This is a genomic window from Polaromonas eurypsychrophila, from assembly GCF_014641715.1.
Taxonomy (GTDB): domain Bacteria; phylum Pseudomonadota; class Gammaproteobacteria; order Burkholderiales; family Burkholderiaceae_C; genus Polaromonas; species Polaromonas eurypsychrophila.
In genome coordinates, this window is the sequence record NZ_BMIG01000004.1 from 293,661 (window position 1) to 312,598 (window position 18,938).

Annotated in this window: 20 protein-coding genes and 3 tRNA genes; 13 read left to right on the forward strand and 10 right to left on the reverse strand. The window is 61.0% G+C overall.

Annotated features, from left to right (window positions below):
- Positions 1 to 13: 13 nt before the first annotated feature.
- Genes rapZ through IEX16_RS07985 form a run of 3 tightly spaced genes read right to left on the reverse strand, consistent with a single transcriptional unit; the run spans position 14 to position 3,449 of the window.
- Positions 14 to 937, reverse strand: a complete 924-nt coding sequence (gene rapZ, locus IEX16_RS07975) for an RNase adapter RapZ (RefSeq protein WP_229676245.1) — start codon at positions 935 to 937, stop codon at positions 14 to 16.
- On the reverse strand, positions 934 to 2,577 hold the full coding sequence (gene recN / locus IEX16_RS07980; protein WP_188707813.1) for a DNA repair protein RecN: 1,644 nt from the start codon (positions 2,575 to 2,577) through the stop codon (positions 934 to 936). Before recN ends, rapZ begins: the two co-directional genes overlap by 4 nt.
- Positions 2,574 to 3,449, reverse strand: a complete 876-nt coding sequence (locus IEX16_RS07985) for an NAD kinase (RefSeq protein WP_188707814.1) — start codon at positions 3,447 to 3,449, stop codon at positions 2,574 to 2,576. Before IEX16_RS07985 ends, recN begins: the two co-directional genes overlap by 4 nt.
- A gap of 48 nt (positions 3,450 to 3,497) precedes the next feature.
- Here IEX16_RS07985 and hrcA point away from each other — a divergent pair, with 48 nt between their 5' ends.
- The 6 genes from hrcA (at position 3,498) to greB (ending at position 6,038) form a co-directional block, all read left to right on the forward strand.
- Positions 3,498 to 4,517: a heat-inducible transcriptional repressor HrcA gene (gene hrcA / locus IEX16_RS07990; RefSeq protein WP_188707815.1), complete on the forward strand. Its 1,020-nt coding sequence runs from the start codon at positions 3,498 to 3,500 to the stop codon at positions 4,515 to 4,517.
- Between the two features lie 29 nt (positions 4,518 to 4,546).
- Positions 4,547 to 4,623, forward strand: a tRNA-Ile gene (locus IEX16_RS07995).
- Positions 4,624 to 4,755: 132 nt separating this feature from the next.
- The gene (locus IEX16_RS08000; RefSeq protein ID WP_188707816.1) at positions 4,756 to 4,965 is read left to right on the forward strand and encodes a hypothetical protein; all 210 of its coding nucleotides are present in this window, start codon (positions 4,756 to 4,758) and stop codon (positions 4,963 to 4,965) included.
- Between the two features lie 87 nt (positions 4,966 to 5,052).
- A complete protein-coding gene (locus IEX16_RS08005) occupies positions 5,053 to 5,274 on the forward strand; it encodes a hypothetical protein (protein WP_188707817.1) in 222 nt (73 codons plus the stop codon).
- A 34-nt stretch (positions 5,275 to 5,308) separates the two neighbouring features.
- Positions 5,309 to 5,385: transfer RNA gene (locus IEX16_RS08010), tRNA-Arg, on the forward strand.
- A 92-nt stretch (positions 5,386 to 5,477) separates the two neighbouring features.
- Positions 5,478 to 6,038, forward strand: coding sequence for a transcription elongation factor GreB (gene greB, locus IEX16_RS08015; RefSeq protein ID WP_188707818.1), 561 nt, complete (start codon positions 5,478 to 5,480; stop codon positions 6,036 to 6,038).
- Between the two features lie 7 nt (positions 6,039 to 6,045).
- Here greB and IEX16_RS08020 read toward each other — a convergent pair whose 3' ends face one another.
- The 4 genes from IEX16_RS08020 to IEX16_RS08035 form a co-directional block, all read right to left on the reverse strand.
- Complete coding sequence (locus IEX16_RS08020; protein WP_188707819.1) at positions 6,046 to 8,286, reverse strand: RelA/SpoT family protein; 2,241 nt, start codon at positions 8,284 to 8,286, stop codon at positions 6,046 to 6,048.
- 110 nt (positions 8,287 to 8,396) lie between these two features.
- Positions 8,397 to 8,600 carry a DNA-directed RNA polymerase subunit omega gene (gene rpoZ / locus IEX16_RS08025; RefSeq protein ID WP_077592946.1) on the reverse strand — a complete coding sequence of 68 codons (204 nt, stop codon included), beginning with the start codon at positions 8,598 to 8,600 and terminating at the stop codon, positions 8,397 to 8,399.
- 51 nt (positions 8,601 to 8,651) lie between these two features.
- Complete coding sequence (gene gmk / locus IEX16_RS08030; RefSeq protein ID WP_188707820.1) at positions 8,652 to 9,272, reverse strand: guanylate kinase; 621 nt, start codon at positions 9,270 to 9,272, stop codon at positions 8,652 to 8,654.
- Between the two features lie 45 nt (positions 9,273 to 9,317).
- A complete protein-coding gene (locus IEX16_RS08035) occupies positions 9,318 to 10,235 on the reverse strand; it encodes a YicC/YloC family endoribonuclease (RefSeq protein WP_229676246.1) in 918 nt (305 codons plus the stop codon).
- A 66-nt stretch (positions 10,236 to 10,301) separates the two neighbouring features.
- Here IEX16_RS08035 and IEX16_RS08040 point away from each other — a divergent pair, with 66 nt between their 5' ends.
- The 7 genes from IEX16_RS08040 to IEX16_RS08070 all read left to right on the forward strand — a co-directional run bounded on the left by IEX16_RS08040 (position 10,302) and on the right by IEX16_RS08070 (position 17,322).
- Positions 10,302 to 11,309: a serine/threonine protein kinase gene (locus IEX16_RS08040; RefSeq protein ID WP_188707821.1), complete on the forward strand. Its 1,008-nt coding sequence runs from the start codon at positions 10,302 to 10,304 to the stop codon at positions 11,307 to 11,309.
- Positions 11,306 to 12,208, forward strand: a complete 903-nt coding sequence (locus IEX16_RS08045) for a PP2C family protein-serine/threonine phosphatase (protein WP_188707822.1) — start codon at positions 11,306 to 11,308, stop codon at positions 12,206 to 12,208. Before IEX16_RS08040 ends, IEX16_RS08045 begins: the two co-directional genes overlap by 4 nt.
- 105 nt (positions 12,209 to 12,313) lie before the next feature.
- Complete coding sequence (gene rph / locus IEX16_RS08050) at positions 12,314 to 13,042, forward strand: ribonuclease PH (RefSeq protein WP_188707823.1); 729 nt, start codon at positions 12,314 to 12,316, stop codon at positions 13,040 to 13,042.
- A 46-nt stretch (positions 13,043 to 13,088) separates the two neighbouring features.
- Positions 13,089 to 13,688, forward strand: coding sequence for an RdgB/HAM1 family non-canonical purine NTP pyrophosphatase (gene rdgB, locus IEX16_RS08055; RefSeq protein ID WP_188707824.1), 600 nt, complete (start codon positions 13,089 to 13,091; stop codon positions 13,686 to 13,688).
- 16 nt (positions 13,689 to 13,704) lie between these two features.
- Entirely contained in the window at positions 13,705 to 15,021 is a 1,317-nt protein-coding gene (hemW, locus tag IEX16_RS08060) for a radical SAM family heme chaperone HemW (protein ID WP_188707825.1), read from the forward strand.
- Between the two features lie 311 nt (positions 15,022 to 15,332).
- The gene (locus tag IEX16_RS08065) at positions 15,333 to 16,175 is read left to right on the forward strand and encodes an outer membrane beta-barrel protein (protein ID WP_188707826.1); all 843 of its coding nucleotides are present in this window, start codon (positions 15,333 to 15,335) and stop codon (positions 16,173 to 16,175) included.
- 328 nt (positions 16,176 to 16,503) lie between these two features.
- Entirely contained in the window at positions 16,504 to 17,322 is an 819-nt protein-coding gene (locus IEX16_RS08070; protein ID WP_188707827.1) for a hypothetical protein, read from the forward strand.
- Positions 17,323 to 17,401: 79 nt separating this feature from the next.
- Here the strand turns inward: IEX16_RS08070 and IEX16_RS08075 are convergent, their stop codons facing one another.
- From IEX16_RS08075 to ureG, 3 genes are all read right to left on the reverse strand, one after another.
- Positions 17,402 to 17,878, reverse strand: a complete 477-nt coding sequence (locus IEX16_RS08075; RefSeq protein WP_188707828.1) for a tetratricopeptide repeat protein — start codon at positions 17,876 to 17,878, stop codon at positions 17,402 to 17,404.
- 151 nt (positions 17,879 to 18,029) lie between these two features.
- Positions 18,030 to 18,117: transfer RNA gene (locus IEX16_RS08080), tRNA-Ser, on the reverse strand.
- Between the two features lie 48 nt (positions 18,118 to 18,165).
- Positions 18,166 to 18,822: an urease accessory protein UreG gene (gene ureG / locus IEX16_RS08085; protein ID WP_188707829.1), complete on the reverse strand. Its 657-nt coding sequence runs from the start codon at positions 18,820 to 18,822 to the stop codon at positions 18,166 to 18,168.
- Between the last annotated feature and the right edge of the window lie 116 nt (positions 18,823 to 18,938).

Here is an 18,938-nt window from a genome sequence, read left to right on the forward strand (position 1 = left end):
CAAATCAGGAGCATCAGGACTTGCTTTGCGTCAAACTGGCGGCTGAGGAGGATGCCGCATCGAGCTCCCGGTGGCGCTTGAGCGTGACCCAGTTCGTACTGAAGGCTTTTGCCAACCGCTCGACCAGGTAAACCGAGCGATGCTGGCCGCCGGTGCAGCCGATGGCCACCGTTACATAGCTGCGGTGGTCGCGCACCAAGGCCTGCAACCAGTGTCCGATGAACTGCTGGATGTGTTTAAACATGTCGTCTACCTCGGCATGCGCCTGCAGATAGGCCACGACCTCGCTATCCTTGCCGGTCAGGTGACGCAGGCCGGCTTCATAGTGCGGATTGGGCAACATGCGCACATCGAACACGTAGTCGGCATCGACCGGCACGCCGCGCTTGAAGGCAAAGGACTGGAACACCAGGGTCAACTGGGCCGCCGGCGACGAGATCAGCGCTTTCACGTAGCCCTGCAACTGCGATGAACGGATCATGCTGGTGTCGATGACATGTGCGTGTTCGCGCAGTTCGCCCAGCAGTTCGCGTTCCTCGTTGATAGCGTCCACCAGCGCGCGCTGCTGGTCTGACGCATCGCGGCGCGACAGCGGGTGCATACGCCGGGTCTCCGAAAAACGTCGCACCAGCGTGTCGGTGCTGGCGTCAAGAAACACCGATTGCACCGCCACACCTTGCTCGCGCATCTGCCGGAGTTGCTGCGGCACCAGCGGCAGCGAGACGGCGCTGCGTACGTCCATGGCAATGGCCACCTTGCTCGCGCCGTGCTGTTTTTCAAGTGCGACGAAAGACAGCAGCAGTTCTGGTGGAAGGTTGTCCACGCAGTAGTAACCGGCGTCTTCAAGCGCGTGCAGCGCGACCGACTTGCCCGAGCCCGACATGCCGGTGATCAGCACCATATCGAGCATCGTGGAAGCAAAGTCGGCTGTGTTCATTGGCCCAGCATTTCCTTGGCGTGGGCCAGCGTGGTGCCCGAGAGTTTTTCACCGCTCAGCATGCGCGCGACCTCGGCGACGCGCTGTTCGCCATGGACCGCTTCCACCGTGCTGGCGGTCTGGCCCTTGTCAGTGCGTTTGGCCACCATCAGGTGTTGGTCGGCGCAGGCCGCAACTTGCGGCAGGTGGGTGACGGCCATGACCTGGCGATCCTTGCCGAGTTGCTTCATCAGGCGGCCCACGGTTTCCGCGACGGCGCCACCGACGCCGGAATCGACCTCGTCAAAAATCAGGGTTTGCGCCTGGCCGAGCTGGCTGGTGGTTACGGCGATTGCCAGCGCGATGCGCGAGAGCTCGCCACCGGACGCCACCTTGCCAACCGCACGCGGTGTGCTGCCGCTGTGACCGGCGACGAGAAATTCCGCCTGCTCCAGCCCATACTGAGCCGGTTGCTCGAGTTTGGCCATCGCCACCTCGAACTTGCCGCCCTGCATGCCCAGGCCTTGCATGGCCTGGGTGATGGCCTTGGCCAGCAGCGGCGCCGCCTTGGTACGCGCTTTCGAGACGCTGCGCGCTTCTTCCATATAGGCGGTCTTGGCCAGTTGCTCGACTTTTTCGAGGCTGGCCAGGTCGGCCGCCGCTTCGAGTTTTTGCAGCTCCGTGCGCCAGGACGCCAGCAGCTCGGGCAGCTCGGCTGGCGTGCGTTTGTAACGCCGAGCCAAACTGACCCAGAGCGCCAGCCGCTCGTCAAGTTCGACCAGGCGCTGCGGCTCCAGCTCGGCATGGCGGGCATAGCCGTGCAGCGAATGCACGGCATCTTCGACCTGTGCCAGTGCACTGCCCAAAACCTCAGTCAGCCCTTTGAATTCAGGCTCAATGCGCTCCTGATTTTGTAGCGCGGTGAGGGCGCGACCGAGTAGCGCCGCGGCATTGTCGTCGGCCTCCTGCAGTGCATCGACCGCGATCCGCACCGCATCCCGCAGCGACTGCACGTTGGACAGTCGGCTGTGCTGGGTGTTGAGTTCGTCCCATTCCTGGTCGCCGGGCGCCAGCTTGTCGAGTTCGCTGATCTGCCAGGCCAGCCGTTCGCGCTCGCGCTGCAGGCTGTCCTGCGCGTCGCGCGCATCGAGCAGCGCCTTGTGCGCGCTGCGCCAGCCCTGCCAGGCCAACAGCAGCGCCTGGGTGGACAGCCCGGCATAGGCGTCGAGCAGGCCGCGCACCGCTTCGGGCCGGGTCAGGCTTTGCCAGGCGTGCTGGCCGTGGATATCGACCAGCAGGTCGGCAATCTCGCGCAACTGCGTGGCCGTGGCCGGACTGCCGTTGATCCAGGCGCGGCTTTTGCCCTGGGCGTCCACCGTGCGGCGCAGCAGCAACTCGTCGTCACTGGAAAAGCCAGCTTCATCGAGCCAGCCGGCCAGAGATGCGGGTGCCTCAAAAGTGGCGCTGATCTCACAGCGCTGGGCGCCCTCGCGCACCACGCCAACGTCGGCGCGTGCACCGAGCGCCAGTTGCAGCGCATCGATCAATATCGATTTGCCAGCGCCAGTTTCGCCGGTCAGCACGGTGAAGCCGCTCTCCAGGTCCAGCGTCAGTTCGCGGACGATCACAAAGTCGCGCAGGGAAATGTTCTTCAGGCTCATGCCACGCCCTCGTTCCAGTGAAGTTTTTTGCGCAGGGTATCGAAATAACTCCAGCCCTTGGGGTGCAGAAAACACATCTGGAACTCCGAACGCCGCACCGTGATGCGGTCGCCGTGCAGCAGGCTGGCCAGTGATTGCATGTCGAAATTGGCGCTGGCGTCCCGCCCCGCGACGATTTCAACGGTGATTTCACCTGCATCGGACAGCACAATGGGCCGGTTCGACAGCGTGTGCGGCGCAATCGGCACCAGCACCCAGCCGGAAATCGAGGGATGGATCAGCGGGCCACCGGCCGAAAGCGCATAGGCGGTGGAGCCTGTCGGCGACGCGATGATCAGGCCGTCGGCACGCTGGTTGGCGACAAAACGGCCATCGACCTCGACACGCAGCTCCACCATGCCCGCGGTAGCACCGCGGTTGACCACCACATCGTTCATGGCGGTGGCATCAAACACGCAGCGGCCGTCGCGCACCACCTTGGCCTGCATCATCCAGCGCCGGTCTTCCTCAAATTCTCCGCGCAGCATGGGTTCAAGCGCGGTCTGGAAATCGTCGAAGGCGATGTCGGTGATGAAGCCCAGCCGGCCCTGGTTGATGCCGACCAGGGGCACGCCGAACTGCGCCAGTTGCCGGCCTATGCCCAGCATGGTGCCGTCGCCGCCGACCACCAGAGCCAGGTCGCAATGGGCGCCCACACCGGCCACGTCGAGCACGGGGTACTGTGTCAGGCCGGTATTGCTGGCCGTCTCTGCTTCCAGGGTGACTTCGCAGCCCTGGGTGTGCAGGAAGTTTGCAATTTCCTCCAGTGCGAAGCGTGAACCCTGGGCGTGGTACTTCCCGATCAGGGCGACGTGACGGAATTGCGACTTCATCGCCAAATTACATCACAACATCCATGACAAGCTTCGTAGAATGCCTTCATGCTTGATGAACGTGCCCGACACTTGCTCAAAGCGCTGGTTGAGCGCTATATTGCCGACGGCCAGCCGGTGGGGTCACGCACGCTGTCCAAGGCCTCCGGCATGGACCTGTCGCCGGCGACGATACGCAACGTCATGAGTGACTTGGAGGAACTTGGTCTGATTGTCAGTCCGCACACCTCGGCCGGCCGCATTCCCACAGCACGGGGCTACCGCCTGTTTGTCGACACCATGCTGACCATGCAGCGCGACCAGTTTCCAGCTGCCGGTGCGCTGGCGCCGCCCCGGCTGGCACCGGACCAGCCGCAAAAGGTGTTCAGCAACGCCGCGAATATCCTGTCCAGCCTGTCGCAATTTGTCGGCGTGGTGATGGCGCCGCGTCGCACCTCGGTGTTCCGACACATCGAATTTTTGCGCCTGTCCGAGAAGCGGTTTTTGGTCATCATCGTTTCGCCCGACGGCGATGTGCAGAATCGCGTGATCTTCACCGAGACCGACTACACCCAGACGCAGCTGATCGAAGCTTCCAACTTTCTCAATTCGCATTACGCCGGCATGGCCATCGAGGAAGTCGGTGAGCGGCTGCAGCGCGAGGTGGAAGTCCTGCGCGGCGAGATCGCCAGCCTGATGCAGGCGGCGGTAAAGGTCAGCTCCGAGGCCATCGAGTCGCGCGACGAGGTGGTGATTTCCGGAGAGCGCAACCTGCTGGCTGTCAGCGACTTCTCCGGCGACATGGGCAACCTGCGCAAACTGTTTGACCTGTTTGAGCAGAAAGCCCAGCTGATGCGCCTGCTTGACGTCTCTAGCCGCGCCGAGGGCGTGCGCATCTATATCGGCGGCGAGAGCCAGGTCGTGCCTTACCACGAGCTGTCGGTGGTGACCGCGCCCTACGAGGTCGACGGCAAAGTCGTTGGCACCCTGGGCGTGATCGGTCCCATGCGTATGCCCTACGAAAAAATGATTCAGATCGTTGACATCACCGCCAAGATGGTCAGCAGCGCGCTGAGCCACAGCAAGTAGCGAGACCTTACAATCCTCCTTGGCGACGTGGGGCGTTAGCTCAGTTGGTTAGAGCAGAGGACTCATAATCCTTTGGTCCACAGTTCAAGTCTGTGACGCCCTACCACCCACTTTTCTCCAGGTATGCGCCTCAGCGTCCGGTCCGGGCCCTGGGGCGTTGTTGTTTTGGTGGTGACTGGGAAGCTGAAATTCCCAGAAAAAGAGGCGAAAAAATGGCGCTTTAGTTAGGAATGTTGCTATGAATCAACCCGTTGCCCATGCCGAACTCATCGCTACATACAAGAGGGCGGAGGCAGATGCTGCTCACAAGGCCGGATTGATCAAGGCTGTTGCCACCAAGGGGCCCAAGGCGATCCAGGCGGCAGTCGAAACAGCAGCAAAGGCAGCAAAACGCAGGGATTCTTATGCGAGAAGGCTTGCCAAATCAGGGGTGAACTTCAAGGACTGAAGGTGCTCAGCGTCTGCAAGGAAAACTGGAAGTCCGCCAAGCGGCGCGGGGAGGGCGCGGATAATTGGGGTTTGGAAAGAAAACCTCATGGACCTGGAAGAACCAGAACCGATTGAAGAATACGTCCCCGGCGCCGCGAGTGGCCGGCACTACATGTCCAGGCTGTGCCACTTGCCTGACGGTCCCTGGTCCATAGACGTCATTCACGTTGAGTCGCTGCCGCCTTTGCACGGCAGCGACAGGACCTGGCCCACGCGTGAGGAGGCGATTCAGGCGGCGGACAAGCTGGTGGCAGACCTGGGTCACTGACCGGCGTACCAAATACGCTATAATTCGAGGCTTAGCGGCTGTAGCTCAGTTGGATAGAGTACTTGGCTACGAACCAAGGGGTCGTGGGTTCAATTCCTGCCAGCCGCACCAGACGTCAAGCCCTGGAACCGCAAGGTTCCAGGGCTTTTTCGTTACGATGTCTTCTCCGGACACGTTCCCCCAAGCCCCAGTCCCAAGCTCTCATGAGCAAAGCCTTTACCAAAGAAACCGACGACGACGACGAGGACCTGTCCTTGCCGCCCCTGCCTGCGGGCGGAAAAAACTACATCACGCCCGAGGGTTACGCCCGGCTCAAGGATGAGCTGCTGGACCTGATTGACAACGAGCGGCCAAAGATTGTTGAAGTGGTGCACTGGGCGGCCAGCAACGGTGACCGGTCGGAAAATGGCGATTACCACTATGGCAAGAAACGCCTGCGCGAAATCGACAGGCGCATCCGGTTTTTGACCAAACGCCTGGAGATTGCCGAAATTTCAGACCCTGCCGTGCACCATGGCAACGACCAGGTGTTTTTTGGTGCCACGGTCACCTATGCCGATGCCAGCGGCGCCCTGCAGACGGTGACCATTCTCGGCATTGATGAGGCGGACAGTGCCCTGAGGCAGGTGAGCTGGATTTCGCCGATTGCACGAGCATTGCTCAAGGCACGGGTTGGCGATGAAGTGAAGCTCGCGACGCCTGCAGGCATCCGGGACATCGAGGTGCTGGAGGTACAGTACCCGGCGCCGCCCACTGTTCTATGAAGACTCTTCAAAGGCCGGGTTTGGCGCGCTGGACGCGCAAGACCGACGGCGTGCGTTTGACGCTGCGCATGACCGACGCCAGATGCACCCGATCACGCACCGCCACGCCAAAACGCAGATCGGTCGCGTCCTGCGCCGCCTCCTGGGCCATGTCCACATGGGTGATGTCGGCTTCGGCGCTGGCCAGGGCCGAGGCAACCCGTGCCAGCACTCCCTTGCCGTTGGTCACGGTCACAAGCAGACCGGTTTCAAATGCGCGCGTCGGCTCGTCCGACCAGTCCACCGCGATGAAACGCTCGTTGTCTCGGTGCTGGAGTTTTTTGGCCACCGAGCAATCGTCGGTGTGCACCACAAGGCCTTCGCCGCGGCCCAGATAACCGACGATGTCGTCGCCAGGAATGGGACGGCAACAGGTGGCGAACTTCACTGAGGCCCCCTCACTGCCATCGAGCACCAAGGCGCCCTGCGAGATTGATTCGTGGGCTGTGTAACGCTCGCGGCTCATCAGCAGCGGATCGGGCTTTTCGCCGGTTTCGGCCAGCAAGGTGACGATGCGTTTGGCCACCATGCTGGCGATGCGTTTGCCCAGGCCGACGTCGGTGAGCAGGTCCGCCCGCGAACGGTTGCCGGAAAAGCGCAGAATTTTTTCCCAGGTGGCGTGATTGAGTTCGTCATCGTCCGGCAAGCGCTCAATGCCCTCGGCGCGCAGCGCCTGCGCCAGCATTTTTTCGCCCAGATCCTGCGATTCGGTCAGCGCCATGGTCTTGAGGTGGTGGCGGATTTTTGAGCGAGCCTTGCCGGTGCGCACAAAACCCAGCCAGGCGGGATTGGGGCTGGAGATGGCGGCCGTGATGATTTCGATCACATCGCCGTTGCGCAGCTCCGAGCGCAGCGGCACCTGCTCGCCGTTGACTTTGGCGGCCACGGCGCGGTGGCCCACGTCGCTGTGGATGGCGTAGGCAAAATCGACAATGGTGGCGCCGCGCGGCATCGCCATGATCTGGCTTTTCGGTGTGAACACGTAGACGGCATCAGGGAACAGGTCGATCTTGACGTGGTCCCAGAACTCTGCGGCATCGCGTGTTTCATGCTGGATGTCCAGCAAGGACTGCAGCCACTGCGTGCCCAGCCGCTGCGACGCGTCGCTTTCGGGATCCGTGGCCTTGTACAGCCAGTGCGCGGCAACACCGGACTCGGCGACGATGTGCATGGCGTCAGTGCGCATCTGGAATTCGATGCTGGTGCCGAACGGTCCAACCAGCGTGGTGTGCAGTGACTGGTAGCCATTGACCTTGGGAATCGCGATGTAGTCCTTGAACTTGCCGGGCAGCGGCTTGTAGAGCTGGTGCAACACGCCCAGCGCCGTGTAGCAGCCGGTGACGCCCCCAACAATGATGCGAAACCCGTAGATATCGGTCACCTGTGCAAAAGACAGGTGTTTTTCGTCCATCTTGCGGTAGATGGAATACAGGGCTTTTTCACGCCCGTAGATATTGACCTGAATGTCGGCGTTTGCAAATGCCGCATCGACCTCGGTCTGCACGCGCTTGATCACGTCGCGCCTGCGGCCACGTGCACGCGTCAGCGCCTTGGTCAGCGTGGCGTAGCGCCAGGGGTACAAATGCTGAAAGGCCAGGTCCTGCAGTTCACGGTAGGTGGTGTTCAGGCCCAGGCGGTGCGCAATGGGCGCATAAATGTCCAGGGTTTCGCGGGAAATACGGCTCCACTTGCTACGCGGCACGTCGCTGAGTGTGCGCATATTGTGGCTGCGGTCCGCCAGCTTGATCAGGATTACGCGCACATCGCGCGCCATGGCCAGCAGCATCTTCCGAAAGGATTCCGCCTGGTTTTCCTCGCGGGTATTGAATTCCAGCTTTTCCAGCTTGGTCAGGCCGTCGACCAGTTCGGCCACGGGCGCGCCAAAACGCTCGATCAATTCCGGTTTGGTGACCCCGCAATCCTCGATGGCATCGTGTAGCAGCGCTGCCATGAGCGCCTGCGCATCGAGTTTCCACTCAGCGCATTGCTGGGCCACGGCAATCGGATGCGTGATGTAGGGCAGGCCACCGTTGCGGATCTGGCCCAGGTGCGCCTCGTCGGCAAAACGGTAGGCGCGCCGGACGTTGTCCACATCCGTAGCGCTCATGTAATCTAGTTTGGCGGTGAGCGCGGCAAAACTCGCCGCGGCCGCATTGGCGGCAGCCGGGGTCGACTTGGTGTTTGCAGAGGGAAAAACCAGAGCGCTCATTCCTTAAATGTATCGCGGCGCCAATAAAACATGCAAAAAGCGGTCTTTAGGGAAACACCCGCAAACAAAAAAGCACCGCATCGCGGTGCTTTTTCTGTGAGCGGAGGCACTCAGCCGGGGACTTTTTTCAGCATTTCCAGGCCAATTTTGCCTTCAGCGATTTCACGCAAGGCAGTCACGCCTGGCTTGTTTTTGCTTTCAATCTTGGGTGCATGGCCCTGGCTCAGCATGCGGGCGCGGTAAGTGGCTGCGAGCACCAGTTGAAAGCGATTGGGGATTTTTTCCAGGCAATCTTCGACAGTAATGCGGGCCATGAGAATCTCCGGGTTAAGTGGGAATAGCGGATAGCAATTCGGGGCAACAAGTCAGGCGATGTGCAGGGCCTTGAAGGTCTCGGCACGGGCACGGCGTTGTGCCGCAAACTTGAGCCGTTGGGCGTGAACAATGGTTTTCAGGTCAAAAACCGCTCGTTCAAATAACTCGTTGATTATAACGAAGTCGAATTCCCTGGCCTGAGCCATCTCGATGGCGGCGTTTTTCAGGCGCAATTCAATCACCTCGGCCGAGTCTTCGCCGCGCCGTTCCAGCCGCGATCGCAACTCTTCCCAACTCGGCGGCAGGATGAAGATCAACACTGCGTTGCTGAAAATGCGCTTGATGTTGATTGCACCCTGGAAGTCGATCTCCAGGATGACATCGGCGCCATGCGTAACCCGCTCCTCGATGGTTTGCCGCGAGGTGCCATAACGCTGACCGTGCACATGCGCCCATTCGAGAAAGGAGTCGCGCAACACCATGCCGTCGAACTCTTCGGCCGAAATAAAGAAATACTCACGGCCGTGTTTTTCCTGTCCACGTGGCGCCCGCGTGGTGTGCGATACCGCTGGTTGCACCCGCGCATCCAGCTCCATCAGCGCCTTGACCAGGCTGGATTTTCCAGCGCCACTGGGCGCTGCGACTACAAACAGGTTTCCGGGGTAATCCATATCAGTTGATTTTTTGGGATTTTGAAGGGCCGATTCCGGAAGGATTCACTCAATATTCTGAACCTGCTCGCGGATCTGCTCGATCAGCACTTTCATGTCCACCGAGACATGGGTCAGTTCCAGCGAGCCCGATTTGGAGCCCAGGGTGTTGGCTTCGCGGTGCAGCTCCTGGATCAGGAAGTCCAGGCGTTTGCCGACTTCGCCGCCCGCTGTCAGCAGGCGGTCTATCTCTTCAAGATGCGACGTGAGGCGCATGATTTCTTCGGCCACATCGATGCGTATCGCAAAAGAGGTGGCTTCCAGCAGGGCCCGGTCTTGCGCCGCTTCGGGCAGGGTACTGCCGTCAGTCAGGGCCATGGCCTCCGTCCAGCGATCCATGAAACGGGCCTTTTGTTGTTCGACCAGTTTGGGGACCATCGGTGTGGCCGAGGCGGCCAGCGCCCGCAACTGGGCGGTGCGTTCCAGCAGCATCTGCGCAAGGCGGGTGCCTTCGCGCTCGCGGGCAGTCAACAGATCTTTCAAGGCCTTTTTGGCAAGTTTGAGCAGGTCGTCGCTGTAGTCGTGGGTGCTCTTGTCTTCTCCCGCTGCCATGCGCAGGATGTCTGCGACGCTGAGCGCCGCCGCACCCGGCAGCCAGGAACGCACGGTGTCTTCCATGGAGCCCAGGCGCTGCAGCGTGCTGCTGGCCGGTGCCTTCAGGCTTCCACCTGAATTGCTTTCCAGCGAAACACGTATTTCCACCTTGCCGCGTTTGAGTTTGCCCGTCAGCAGCTCGCGCAAGGCGGGTTCGGCCTGCCGCAGTTCATCGGGAAGGCGGAAGGCCAGGTCCAGAAACCGGCTGTTGACCGAGCGTATTTCCACGCCAAGACGCGCATGGCTACCGTTGCCGGCATCGGATTCCGGGGCTGTGCGTGCGGGGGTGGACTGGACGGCTGCATAGCCCGTCATGCTGTAAACTGCCATTAGTAGTACGCTTTTCTTAGAGTCAACAGGAGGGGTGATCCCGTCACCTTGCTTTAATCCCGAATTATGTCAAAGGTCAAGCCAGCGCCACTCCCACCCGATACCGTCATTGGTGGCTATCGCGTTGTGCGCAAGCTGTCGGCCGGCGGGTTTGGAGTAGTTTACTTGGCCGTCGACAACGAAGGCCAGCAGGTCGCGATCAAGGAGTACCTGCCATCCTCGCTGGCCAGCCGCCCCCCCGGTGAGTTGCTGCCACAGGTGCAGCCAGAAAAACTTTCGCTGTACCGGCTGGGCTTGAAAAGCTTTTTCGAGGAAGGGCGCTCGCTGGCCCAGATCTCCCACGCTTCCGTGGTGAGCGTGCTCAATTTCTTCCGCGAAAACGAAACCGTCTACATGGTGATGAACTACCTGGAGGGGGGCACCCTGCAGGATTTCATCATCACGGCGCGCGAACTCAAAAAGCAGAAGGTCTTCCGCGAATCGACCATCCGCTCGCTGTTTGACGAAATCCTGCGCGGGCTGCGTATCGTGCACCAGCACAAGATGCTGCACCTGGATATCAAGCCGGCCAACATCTTCATCACCGACGACAACAAGGCGGTGATGATCGACTTTGGCGCCGCACGCGAGGTGCTGAGCAAGGAGGGCAACTTCATCCGGCCCATGTACACGCCCGGTTTCGCCGCGCCCGAGATGTATCGCCGCGACTCCTCCATGGGTCCCTGGACCGACATCTACGCGATCGGCGCCTGCATTTACGCGACCATGCAAGGCTACCCGCCCAACGACGCACCGCAGCGGCTGGAAAAAGACCGGCTCTCGCTGGCGCTTTCGCGGCTGCGCGGCGTGTATTCCGACAATCTGATCGAGGTTGTCGAATGGTGTATGTCGCTGGATCCGCTGTCGCGGCCGCAATCGGTGTTTGCGTTGCAAAAAGAACTCAGCCGTGAAGGCGAGCGACGCTACACCAAGCTGACGGTCGGCGAAAAAATGCGCCTGCAGTTCGACAACATGGTGTCGGATACCAAGAAAAGCGCGCGCAAAGCTACCGGCTTTGCGACAAGATTCAAATGAAATTTTCCGTCTTCCAGGTCAGTCGCAAGGGCGGCCGCGAAAAAAACGAAGACCGCATGGGCTATTGCTACACCCGTGAGTCCGGCCTGTTTGTATTGGCCGACGGTATGGGCGGCCACCCGGAAGGCGAGGTGGCCGCGCAACTGGCGCTGCAAACCATCTCGGCCTTGTACCAGAAGGAAGCCCGTCCACTGGTCAGGGACACGACCGAGTTCCTGTCCGCCGCCTTGATGGCGGCGCACCACCAGATCATCCGTTATGCCAGTGAAAAAGGCATGCTCGACACGCCCCGTACCACCGTGGTCGCCGCCATCCTGCAGGGCACGGGCGCGACCTGGGTCCATTGCGGCGATTCGCGTTTGTATGTGGTGCGCGACGGCGAGTTGCTGACCCGCACGCGCGACCACTCCTACCTGGAGCAGCAAAACGCCGGCGTCATCAAGCTTGAGCGCATCAACCGCAACATCCTGTTCACTTGTTTGGGATCGCCGTCGAAACCTGTGTTCGACATTGCCGGCCCGGTCGTGCTGCAACAGGGCGACAAGCTGATGCTGTGTTCCGATGGCCTCTGGGGCAGCTTGACCGACGCTGAAATCGTGCGGCACATGTCCGCCAACAGTGTGTCCGACGCGGTGCCCGACATGGTCGAGCATGCACTTCGCAATGGTGGCGAACATGGCGACAATGTGACCGTGCTGGCCATGGAGTGGGAAACGCCCGACGCCTTTGAATCGACACGCGGCGTATCGACCGACAGCATCATGGATGGCGTGTTTGCCTCGACCATTCAGGCCGGTGTGCTTGATACCGGCGTGGAAGACCTCGACGACGCGGCGATTGAGCGCTCGATTGCCGAGATCAACGAGGCGATACGCCGTTCAGCCGCGAAGAAGGTCTGAGCCTCGCCGAACATCCCGCCTTGCCTTGCCCTGCCGGCGCGGTCCGTTTCTGATATTTGCCAACTTTTCTTCCCCCGGCGCGTCTCGCCAGAAAGCTTTTCCGTCATGAGTTCATTTGAAAGAAGCAGCGCCCGTGCTGCCGACCAGCTCCGTCCCGTGCGCATCACCCGCGCCTATACCGCCTACGCCGAAGGTTCGGTGCTGATCGAGTTCGGCAATACCAAGGTGCTGTGCACCGCCTCGGTCGAAGAAAAAGTCCCCGGTCATAAAAAAGGCAGCGGTGAAGGCTGGGTCACGGCCGAATACGGCATGTTGCCGCGCGCCACCCATACCCGCAGCGACCGTGAAGCTGCGCGCGGCAAACAAAGCGGCCGCACGCAGGAAATTCAGCGCCTGATCGGCCGCTCCCTGCGCGCGGTGTTCGACCTGAAAAAACTCGGCGAACGCACCATCCACCTTGACTGCGACGTGATCCAGGCCGACGGCGGCACCCGCACCGCCAGCATCACCGGTGCGTTCGTGGCGGCGCAGGACGCCGTCAACAAGCTGCTGGCCGATGGCAAGCTCAAGGAAACGCCGATCCTGGGCCACGTCGCAGCCATTTCTGTCGGCATCGTCCAGGGCACGCCGCTGCTGGACCTGGAGTACATCGAGGATGTCGGTTGCGACACCGACATGAATGTGGTGATGACCGGCGCCGGCCACTACGTCGAGGTGCAGGGCACGGCCGAAGGCGCTGCGTTTTCGCGTAAGGAAATGGACGCGTTGCTGCTGCTGGCGGAAAAAGGCATCAGCGAGCTGGTCACCCTGCAGCAACACTCGCTCCTGAATTGATAGCTGCTTGCGCTTGCGCGACGTGGGCTAGAGGCTATTTTTGCTTATGAAAATCGTATTGGCATCGAACAATGCCGGAAAGCTGGCTGAATTGCAAGCCATGCTGGTGCCGCTGGGCGTGACGCTGGTCAAACAGACCGAACTCGGCATCGGCGGGGCGGAGGAGCCTTTCCGCACTTTTGTTGAAAACGCGCTGGCCAAGGCACGTCATGCGTCGCGGGCCAGCGGCTTGCCGGCGCTGGCCGACGATGCCGGCCTGTGTGTGGATGCCTTCGGCGGACTGCCTGGCGTGGACACTGCGTTTTATGCGACGCAGTTCGGCTACGCCAAAAGCGATGACAACAATGTTCGCGCCCTGCTCGAACAGATGGCGGGCATCACGGCACGGCGTGCGGCAATGGTCAGCACGCTGGTGGCGGTGCGTTCTGCCGAAGATCCGGAACCACTGATCGCGGTCGGCCGCGTAAGTGGCGAGATCGCCACCGAGCCGCGCGGCAGCAACGGCTTCGGTTTTGATCCGGTGATCTTCCTTCCATCGTTCGGCAAAACCTTTGCCGAACTGCCGGTCGAGGTAAAAAATGCCAACAGCCACCGCGGCATGGCGGCGCAGCAAATGATGGGCCTGATGCGAGAGCGCTGGCTGTAACCCGCATCTATCGGCCATGACATTCCCGATTCCGGTCGTCAGTGCAGTGCCTACTGAGGAAAGCGGCGGCGCACTGAAGGACATCCAGCACTACATGCGCGATGGCACCTTGCGGCTCAGCGCCTTGCCGCCGTTGTCGCTCTACGTACACTTGCCCTGGTGCCTGAAGAAGTGCCCCTACTGCGACTTCAACTCGCATGAACTGATGGCCCCCAGGACGCCTGCGGCGTCGGCCCCCCGAGGGGGCGTATCCGGCTTGGGGCGGCCCGGCGCCGGATCGCCGGGCGAATTGCCCGAGCAGCGTTACATTGACGCGCTGATGGCTGACCTGGAAGCCTCGCTGCCGCTGGTCTGGGGCCGCACGGTGCACAGCATCTTTATCGGCGGCGGCACGCCCAGCCTGTTTTCACCGCAAGCCATCGACCGCCTGATCGGCGACATTCGCGCACGCTTGCGGCTGGAGCCTGATTGCGAAATCACGCTGGAGGCCAATCCCGGCACCTTCGAGAAGGACCGCTTCAGGGCTTTCCGAAGCGCCGGTGTGACGCGGCTGTCGATCGGCGTGCAGAGTTTTGACGACCAGCACCTGAAAGCGCTTGGGCGTGTGCACGACCGCGCCCAGGCCATCTCGGCGGTTGAGGAAGCTGCGCAGGCCTTTGACACCTTCAACCTGGACATCATGTACGCCTTGCCTGATCAGACGCTGGGCAATCTGGAGGCCGACATGCGGCAGGCGCTGGCGTTTGCACCGCCGCATATCTCGATTTACCACCTGACGGTCGAGCCCAATACCTTCTTCGCCAAACACCCGCCGGTGCTGCCGGAAGAGGACGACGCCTATGCCATGCTGGACCGCATCACCGAGATGACGGCGGCCGCGGGTATGGACCGCTACGAGGTCTCGGCCTATGCCAAGCCCGGCCACCGCTGCGCGCACAACCTCAACTATTGGCAGTTCGGCGACTACCTCGGCATAGGCGCGGGTGCCCACAGCAAGCTCAGCTTTGCCCACCGCGTGGTGCGCCAGGTGCGTTTTCGTGACCCGAAGCTGTACATGGACAAGGCCTTGGCTGGTACGCCGGTGGCGCAGGACACCGAGGTGGCGCGCGCCGAACTGCCGTTTGAATTCATGCTCAATGCGCTGCGCCTGCGCGAAGGCTTCAAGCTGCAGGACTTTTCAGAAAAAACCGGTTTGCCCTTGACCGCCATTCAGGCGGGGCTGGACGAAGCGGAACGCAAAGGCCTGATCACGCGCGACTTTGTGCAGGTCAAACCCACCGAGCGCGGCTTCGATTTCCTCAATGATTTGCAGCTGCTATTTCTCGAGTCCTAACAGTAAAGAACCGCTATCGCTTTTAGCGCCGCGCCGCGCCGCGCCGCGCCCCGCCCCGCTTGGCGAGGCGGTTTTCCTGACGGTGGCGCACCGGGAATGCGCGACGCAGGCATTTCCTGCGAATGCCATACTGTTGTTTTATTGGGATCTGACGATGCCAGTAGTCATCTTCCTACAAACAGGCGCTGTAGTCCTACCGAGACTGGGCGTTGATTTCACCCTATGTCTGATTTCGCTTTTATTTACGCGATCAGGATGGCAATGAATCATCGCTCTCCTCTTTAACCTGTCTCTCACCTTAGGACTACATCATGACGGCATCAAAATTTCCAGCAGCCAGGCGCGGGTTGGGTCTTATCGCTCTGGCGGTACTGGGAACTGTTTCCAGCTCCTGGGCCATCGCTCAGGACGAGACCACCGGACCGTACATCGGCGGCAACGTGGGCCGCACCCGCGCCGACTTCGACAACGGGTCCATCAACCGAACTCTCGCCGGCCAGGGCCTGGCTGTCCGCTCCTCGACCGAGGACAACAGTGGCACCGGCTACAAGCTGTTCGGCGGCTACCAGCTCAACCGCAATTTTGCGGTGGAAGGTGGTTATTTTGATCTGGGCAAGTCGAGCTATACGTACAGCACCTTCCCGGTTGGCACTTTCAACGGCGAAACCCGCGTCCGCGGCCTGAACCTCGATCTGGTCGGCATGTTGCCTGTGTCCGATCGCTTCTCCGTTTTCGGTCGCATTGGTGCCGCGTATGCGCAGAGCCGCGCAAACCTTACCAGCACCGGCGCCGTGCCTGTCAACACCAATTCGCGTCGCAACGACACCAACGTGAAAGTGGGCTTGGGCATGCAGTACGCCCTCACTGAAGCGCTGGCTTTGCGCGCCGAACTGGAACGCTATCGCATCAATGACCCTGTCAGAAACCGTGGCCACATCGACATGGCATCCGTTGGCCTGGTCTACCGGTTTGGCCCCAAAGCCCAGACGCCTGTGGCGCAGGTCTACGTCCCGCCGGCCCCCGCGCCCGTCCTCGCCCCTGCCCCGGTTTATGTCGCGCCACCGCCTCCTCCCCCTGTCGTCGTGGCGCCTGCTCCGGCCCCGCAGCCCGCTTACGAGCCGCCAGTCCGTCCTGCTCGTCAAGGCCGCAACTAAAGTCAGCTGTCCGGAAAGTGGGGGTGTCCGGGGGTGAAAGCTTCCGGCCCCCTTCTTGACTGACAGAGCGAGTGGTCTGCCCATTTCGCAATGCAGAGGGGCAGAACCTACGCGGATCCCGCGGTGGTTCTGCCCCTCTTTTTATTTGTTCATAGCGAGGTAAGGGTTGACCATGGAGAAAGCCCCTGGACTGTCAGGGTCCAGCTTGCACAATCCGCTGGTTCAGCCTGCCTTGCCGGGTTACCATCTGGCACACAGGAACACTACGATGCCAACTCAGATACAAAGAGATGAACGCAGGTTCGGGGCCGGGCGACTGCTAGCACGCTTGAACCGCCCGGTTGCCGTCTTGCTGGCGCGAGGCGTCTTTCTCGGTGCCGTTGCGGTCAACGCCCTCGTACTTCCAGTGGCCGCCGCACAGAACGCGCCCCCGTTGAGCGCCTCTGATCCTGCCGCAGGCTCGCGTGACATTCCTGCCGCCGCGGCACCCGCCGGACCGCAGGCCGCGCCCGCTCAACCCGTCAGGCTGGCCAACTTTGGGCTGGAAGTGCCTTCGCCCGAATCCAGGAAGTTGGCCGACTGGATCGTGGACTCAGCCAACAATGGCAATTTGCCCTTCATGATTATCGACAAGGTGCAGGCCCGTGTGTTCATGTTCGATGCTCAGGGGCAGCTTCGAGGCGCTGATGCGGCGTTGCTGGGGCTGGCCATCGGTGACCACTCTGTTCCGGGGATTGGTGAGCGCAAGCTGTCGAGCATTCTTCCGGCGGAGCGCACCACGCCTGCTGGTCGTTTCGTGGCTTCACTGGACCGGGATATCCACGGTCATGAGGTTCTCTGGGTGGACTACGACACGGCCCTGTCGCTGCATCGTGTCGTCAAGGGGCAACCCAAGGAGCGGCGGGCGGAGCGCCTGGCCTCATCGAGTCCACTGGACAACCGCATTTCCTTTGGCTGCATCAATGTACCGGTGAAGTTTTATGAGACTGTGGTGAGCCCGTCGTTTACCGGGACAAATGGCATCGTCTATATCCTGCCGGAAACCCGTTCAGCCCGGGAAGTTTTCGGCTCCTACGATGTGCAGGACGCTTCGCGCAATCAGGCTTCAGCCGGTGTTGCTCCGGTGGCTGGCTCCAGCGTCAGATAAGCGTCCGCCAGGTGGCGCCCCTTCCTGAGCCAGTTTTTTCAGGCTCACAGGCTGTTAAAGCGACCGTCGCGACGCGCGCTTATGGTTTGCGTTTGGCCTCGTAGGCCGCAATCGCTTTTTTCAGATCCGTGTGTTCTTCGCAGGGCATGAAACACAGCTTGTCGAGTGCAGCCAGGTGCTGCTTTGCTTTGGGCACGTCGTTGACCATCAGGTAGGCCTCGCCCACGTACTCATGCGCGCCCCGATGTTTGGGGTTGATCCGCAGCGCTTCGCCATAGTGCTTGAATACCAGGTCCATGTTGGGGTTCGCGCCCTTCCGAATCGAATAGGCGTAGAGGTTGTGGTAATCGGCGTTCTGCGGTGAACTGCGCAGCGCGTTCTGCAACTCAACCTGCGCGCCGGTCCAGTCCTTGCGCCCAAATGCAGCCTGGGTGGACGACAGTACCGGATCGGCAGAGGGGCGCGGATCCGCCGAATAGCTCGTGTCGCCAGCCGCAAACGCTGCGGCAGACGCTGACAGGCAGGTGATGACCAATAGGTGTGAGAAGTGATTCATGGCCGGAGCTCCTTCAAAACAGGACAAGGGGAAAGTTCCAAATCCTACTGCGTTTCAGTGAAACAGGTAAATGAGCGGTTTCCACCCTAGGGCAACTGCAGGCGGGCATAAAAAAGCCACCGAGAGCACGGGCTCTCGGTGGCTGGTGGTTTGGCGGAAGCGGTGAGATTCGAACTCACGGATAGTTTCCCATCGCCGGTTTTCAAGACCGGTGCAATCGACCACTCTGCCACGCTTCCAAGCTGACTATTTTACCTGCAGACAGCGTCGCCCCGGCTGCAAAGCGTTCAGGCGCTTTGCAGCATGCCTTTGCTCTCAATAAACGCCACCACCTCTGCCAGCCCCGTGTTGGTCTTCAGATTGGTCATGACAAAGGGCTTGAGGCCTTTGGCCGTCGTCCGCATGCGGATGGTGTCGGCTTCCATCACGGCGAGGTCGGCGCCCACGTAGGGGGCGAGGTCGGTCTTGTTGATCACGAATAAATCGCTTTTGGTGATGCCGGGTCCGCCCTTGCGCGGGATTTTTTCGCCGGCGGCGACGTCTATCACGTAAATCGTCAAGTCGCTGAGTTCGGGGCTGAAGGTCGCGGCCAGGTTGTCGCCACCGGACTCGACAAACACCACGTCGGCATCCGGAAAATCTTCCAGCATCCGGTCGATGGCTTCGAGGTTGATCGAGGCGTCTTCGCGAATCGCGGTGTGCGGGCAGCCGCCGGTTTCAACACCCATGATGCGTTCAGCGTCCAACGCGCCGCTGACAGTCAGGATGCGCTGGTCTTCCTTGGTATAGATGTCGTTGGTGATCGCTACCAGGTCGTACTTGTCCTTCATGGCCTTGCACAACATTTCGAGCAAGGTGGTTTTGCCGGAGCCGACGGGCCCGCCTATGCCGACGCGCAGCGGAGGGAGTTTTTTGGTGCGATTGGCGATGTGGTGCATGCTCATCAGAAGTGCCTTGCGAGTGCTGTACGGTCTTGTTTGTCTGTCATCCCGGACTTGATCCGGGATCCAGGGCGTTTGGTCTGTGCGGAAGTCGGGGGCATGGATTGCAGGTCGAGCCC

What these genes read in the sequence shown, in the direction of transcription:
- IEX16_RS08075 (WP_188707828.1), bottom strand. Translation starts at nt 17,878, where the DNA reads ATGAATCACTTCTCACACCTATTGGTCATCACCTGCCTGTCAGCGTCT.
- gmk (WP_188707820.1), bottom strand. Translation starts at nt 9,272, where the DNA reads ATGGATTACCCCGGAAACCTGTTTGTAGTCGCAGCGCCCAGTGGCGCT.
- rph (WP_188707823.1), top strand. Translation starts at nt 12,314, where the DNA reads ATGAGTTCATTTGAAAGAAGCAGCGCCCGTGCTGCCGACCAGCTCCGT.
- IEX16_RS08040 (WP_188707821.1), top strand. Translation starts at nt 10,302, where the DNA reads ATGTCAAAGGTCAAGCCAGCGCCACTCCCACCCGATACCGTCATTGGT.
- IEX16_RS07985 (WP_188707814.1), bottom strand. Translation starts at nt 3,449, where the DNA reads ATGAAGTCGCAATTCCGTCACGTCGCCCTGATCGGGAAGTACCACGCC.
- IEX16_RS08045 (WP_188707822.1), top strand. Translation starts at nt 11,306, where the DNA reads ATGAAATTTTCCGTCTTCCAGGTCAGTCGCAAGGGCGGCCGCGAAAAA.
- rdgB (WP_188707824.1), top strand. Translation starts at nt 13,089, where the DNA reads ATGAAAATCGTATTGGCATCGAACAATGCCGGAAAGCTGGCTGAATTG.
- recN (WP_188707813.1), bottom strand. Translation starts at nt 2,577, where the DNA reads ATGAGCCTGAAGAACATTTCCCTGCGCGACTTTGTGATCGTCCGCGAA.
- IEX16_RS08020 (WP_188707819.1), bottom strand. Translation starts at nt 8,286, where the DNA reads ATGAGCGCTCTGGTTTTTCCCTCTGCAAACACCAAGTCGACCCCGGCT.
- IEX16_RS08005 (WP_188707817.1), top strand. Translation starts at nt 5,053, where the DNA reads ATGGACCTGGAAGAACCAGAACCGATTGAAGAATACGTCCCCGGCGCC.
- rpoZ (WP_077592946.1), bottom strand. Translation starts at nt 8,600, where the DNA reads ATGGCCCGCATTACTGTCGAAGATTGCCTGGAAAAAATCCCCAATCGC.
- hemW (WP_188707825.1), top strand. Translation starts at nt 13,705, where the DNA reads ATGACATTCCCGATTCCGGTCGTCAGTGCAGTGCCTACTGAGGAAAGC.
- hrcA (WP_188707815.1), top strand. Translation starts at nt 3,498, where the DNA reads ATGCTTGATGAACGTGCCCGACACTTGCTCAAAGCGCTGGTTGAGCGC.
- IEX16_RS08000 (WP_188707816.1), top strand. Translation starts at nt 4,756, where the DNA reads ATGAATCAACCCGTTGCCCATGCCGAACTCATCGCTACATACAAGAGG.
- greB (WP_188707818.1), top strand. Translation starts at nt 5,478, where the DNA reads ATGAGCAAAGCCTTTACCAAAGAAACCGACGACGACGACGAGGACCTG.
- IEX16_RS08065 (WP_188707826.1), top strand. Translation starts at nt 15,333, where the DNA reads ATGACGGCATCAAAATTTCCAGCAGCCAGGCGCGGGTTGGGTCTTATC.
- rapZ (WP_229676245.1), bottom strand. Translation starts at nt 937, where the DNA reads ATGAACACAGCCGACTTTGCTTCCACGATGCTCGATATGGTGCTGATC.
- IEX16_RS08035 (WP_229676246.1), bottom strand. Translation starts at nt 10,235, where the DNA reads ATGGCAGTTTACAGCATGACGGGCTATGCAGCCGTCCAGTCCACCCCC.
- ureG (WP_188707829.1), bottom strand. Translation starts at nt 18,822, where the DNA reads ATGAGCATGCACCACATCGCCAATCGCACCAAAAAACTCCCTCCGCTG.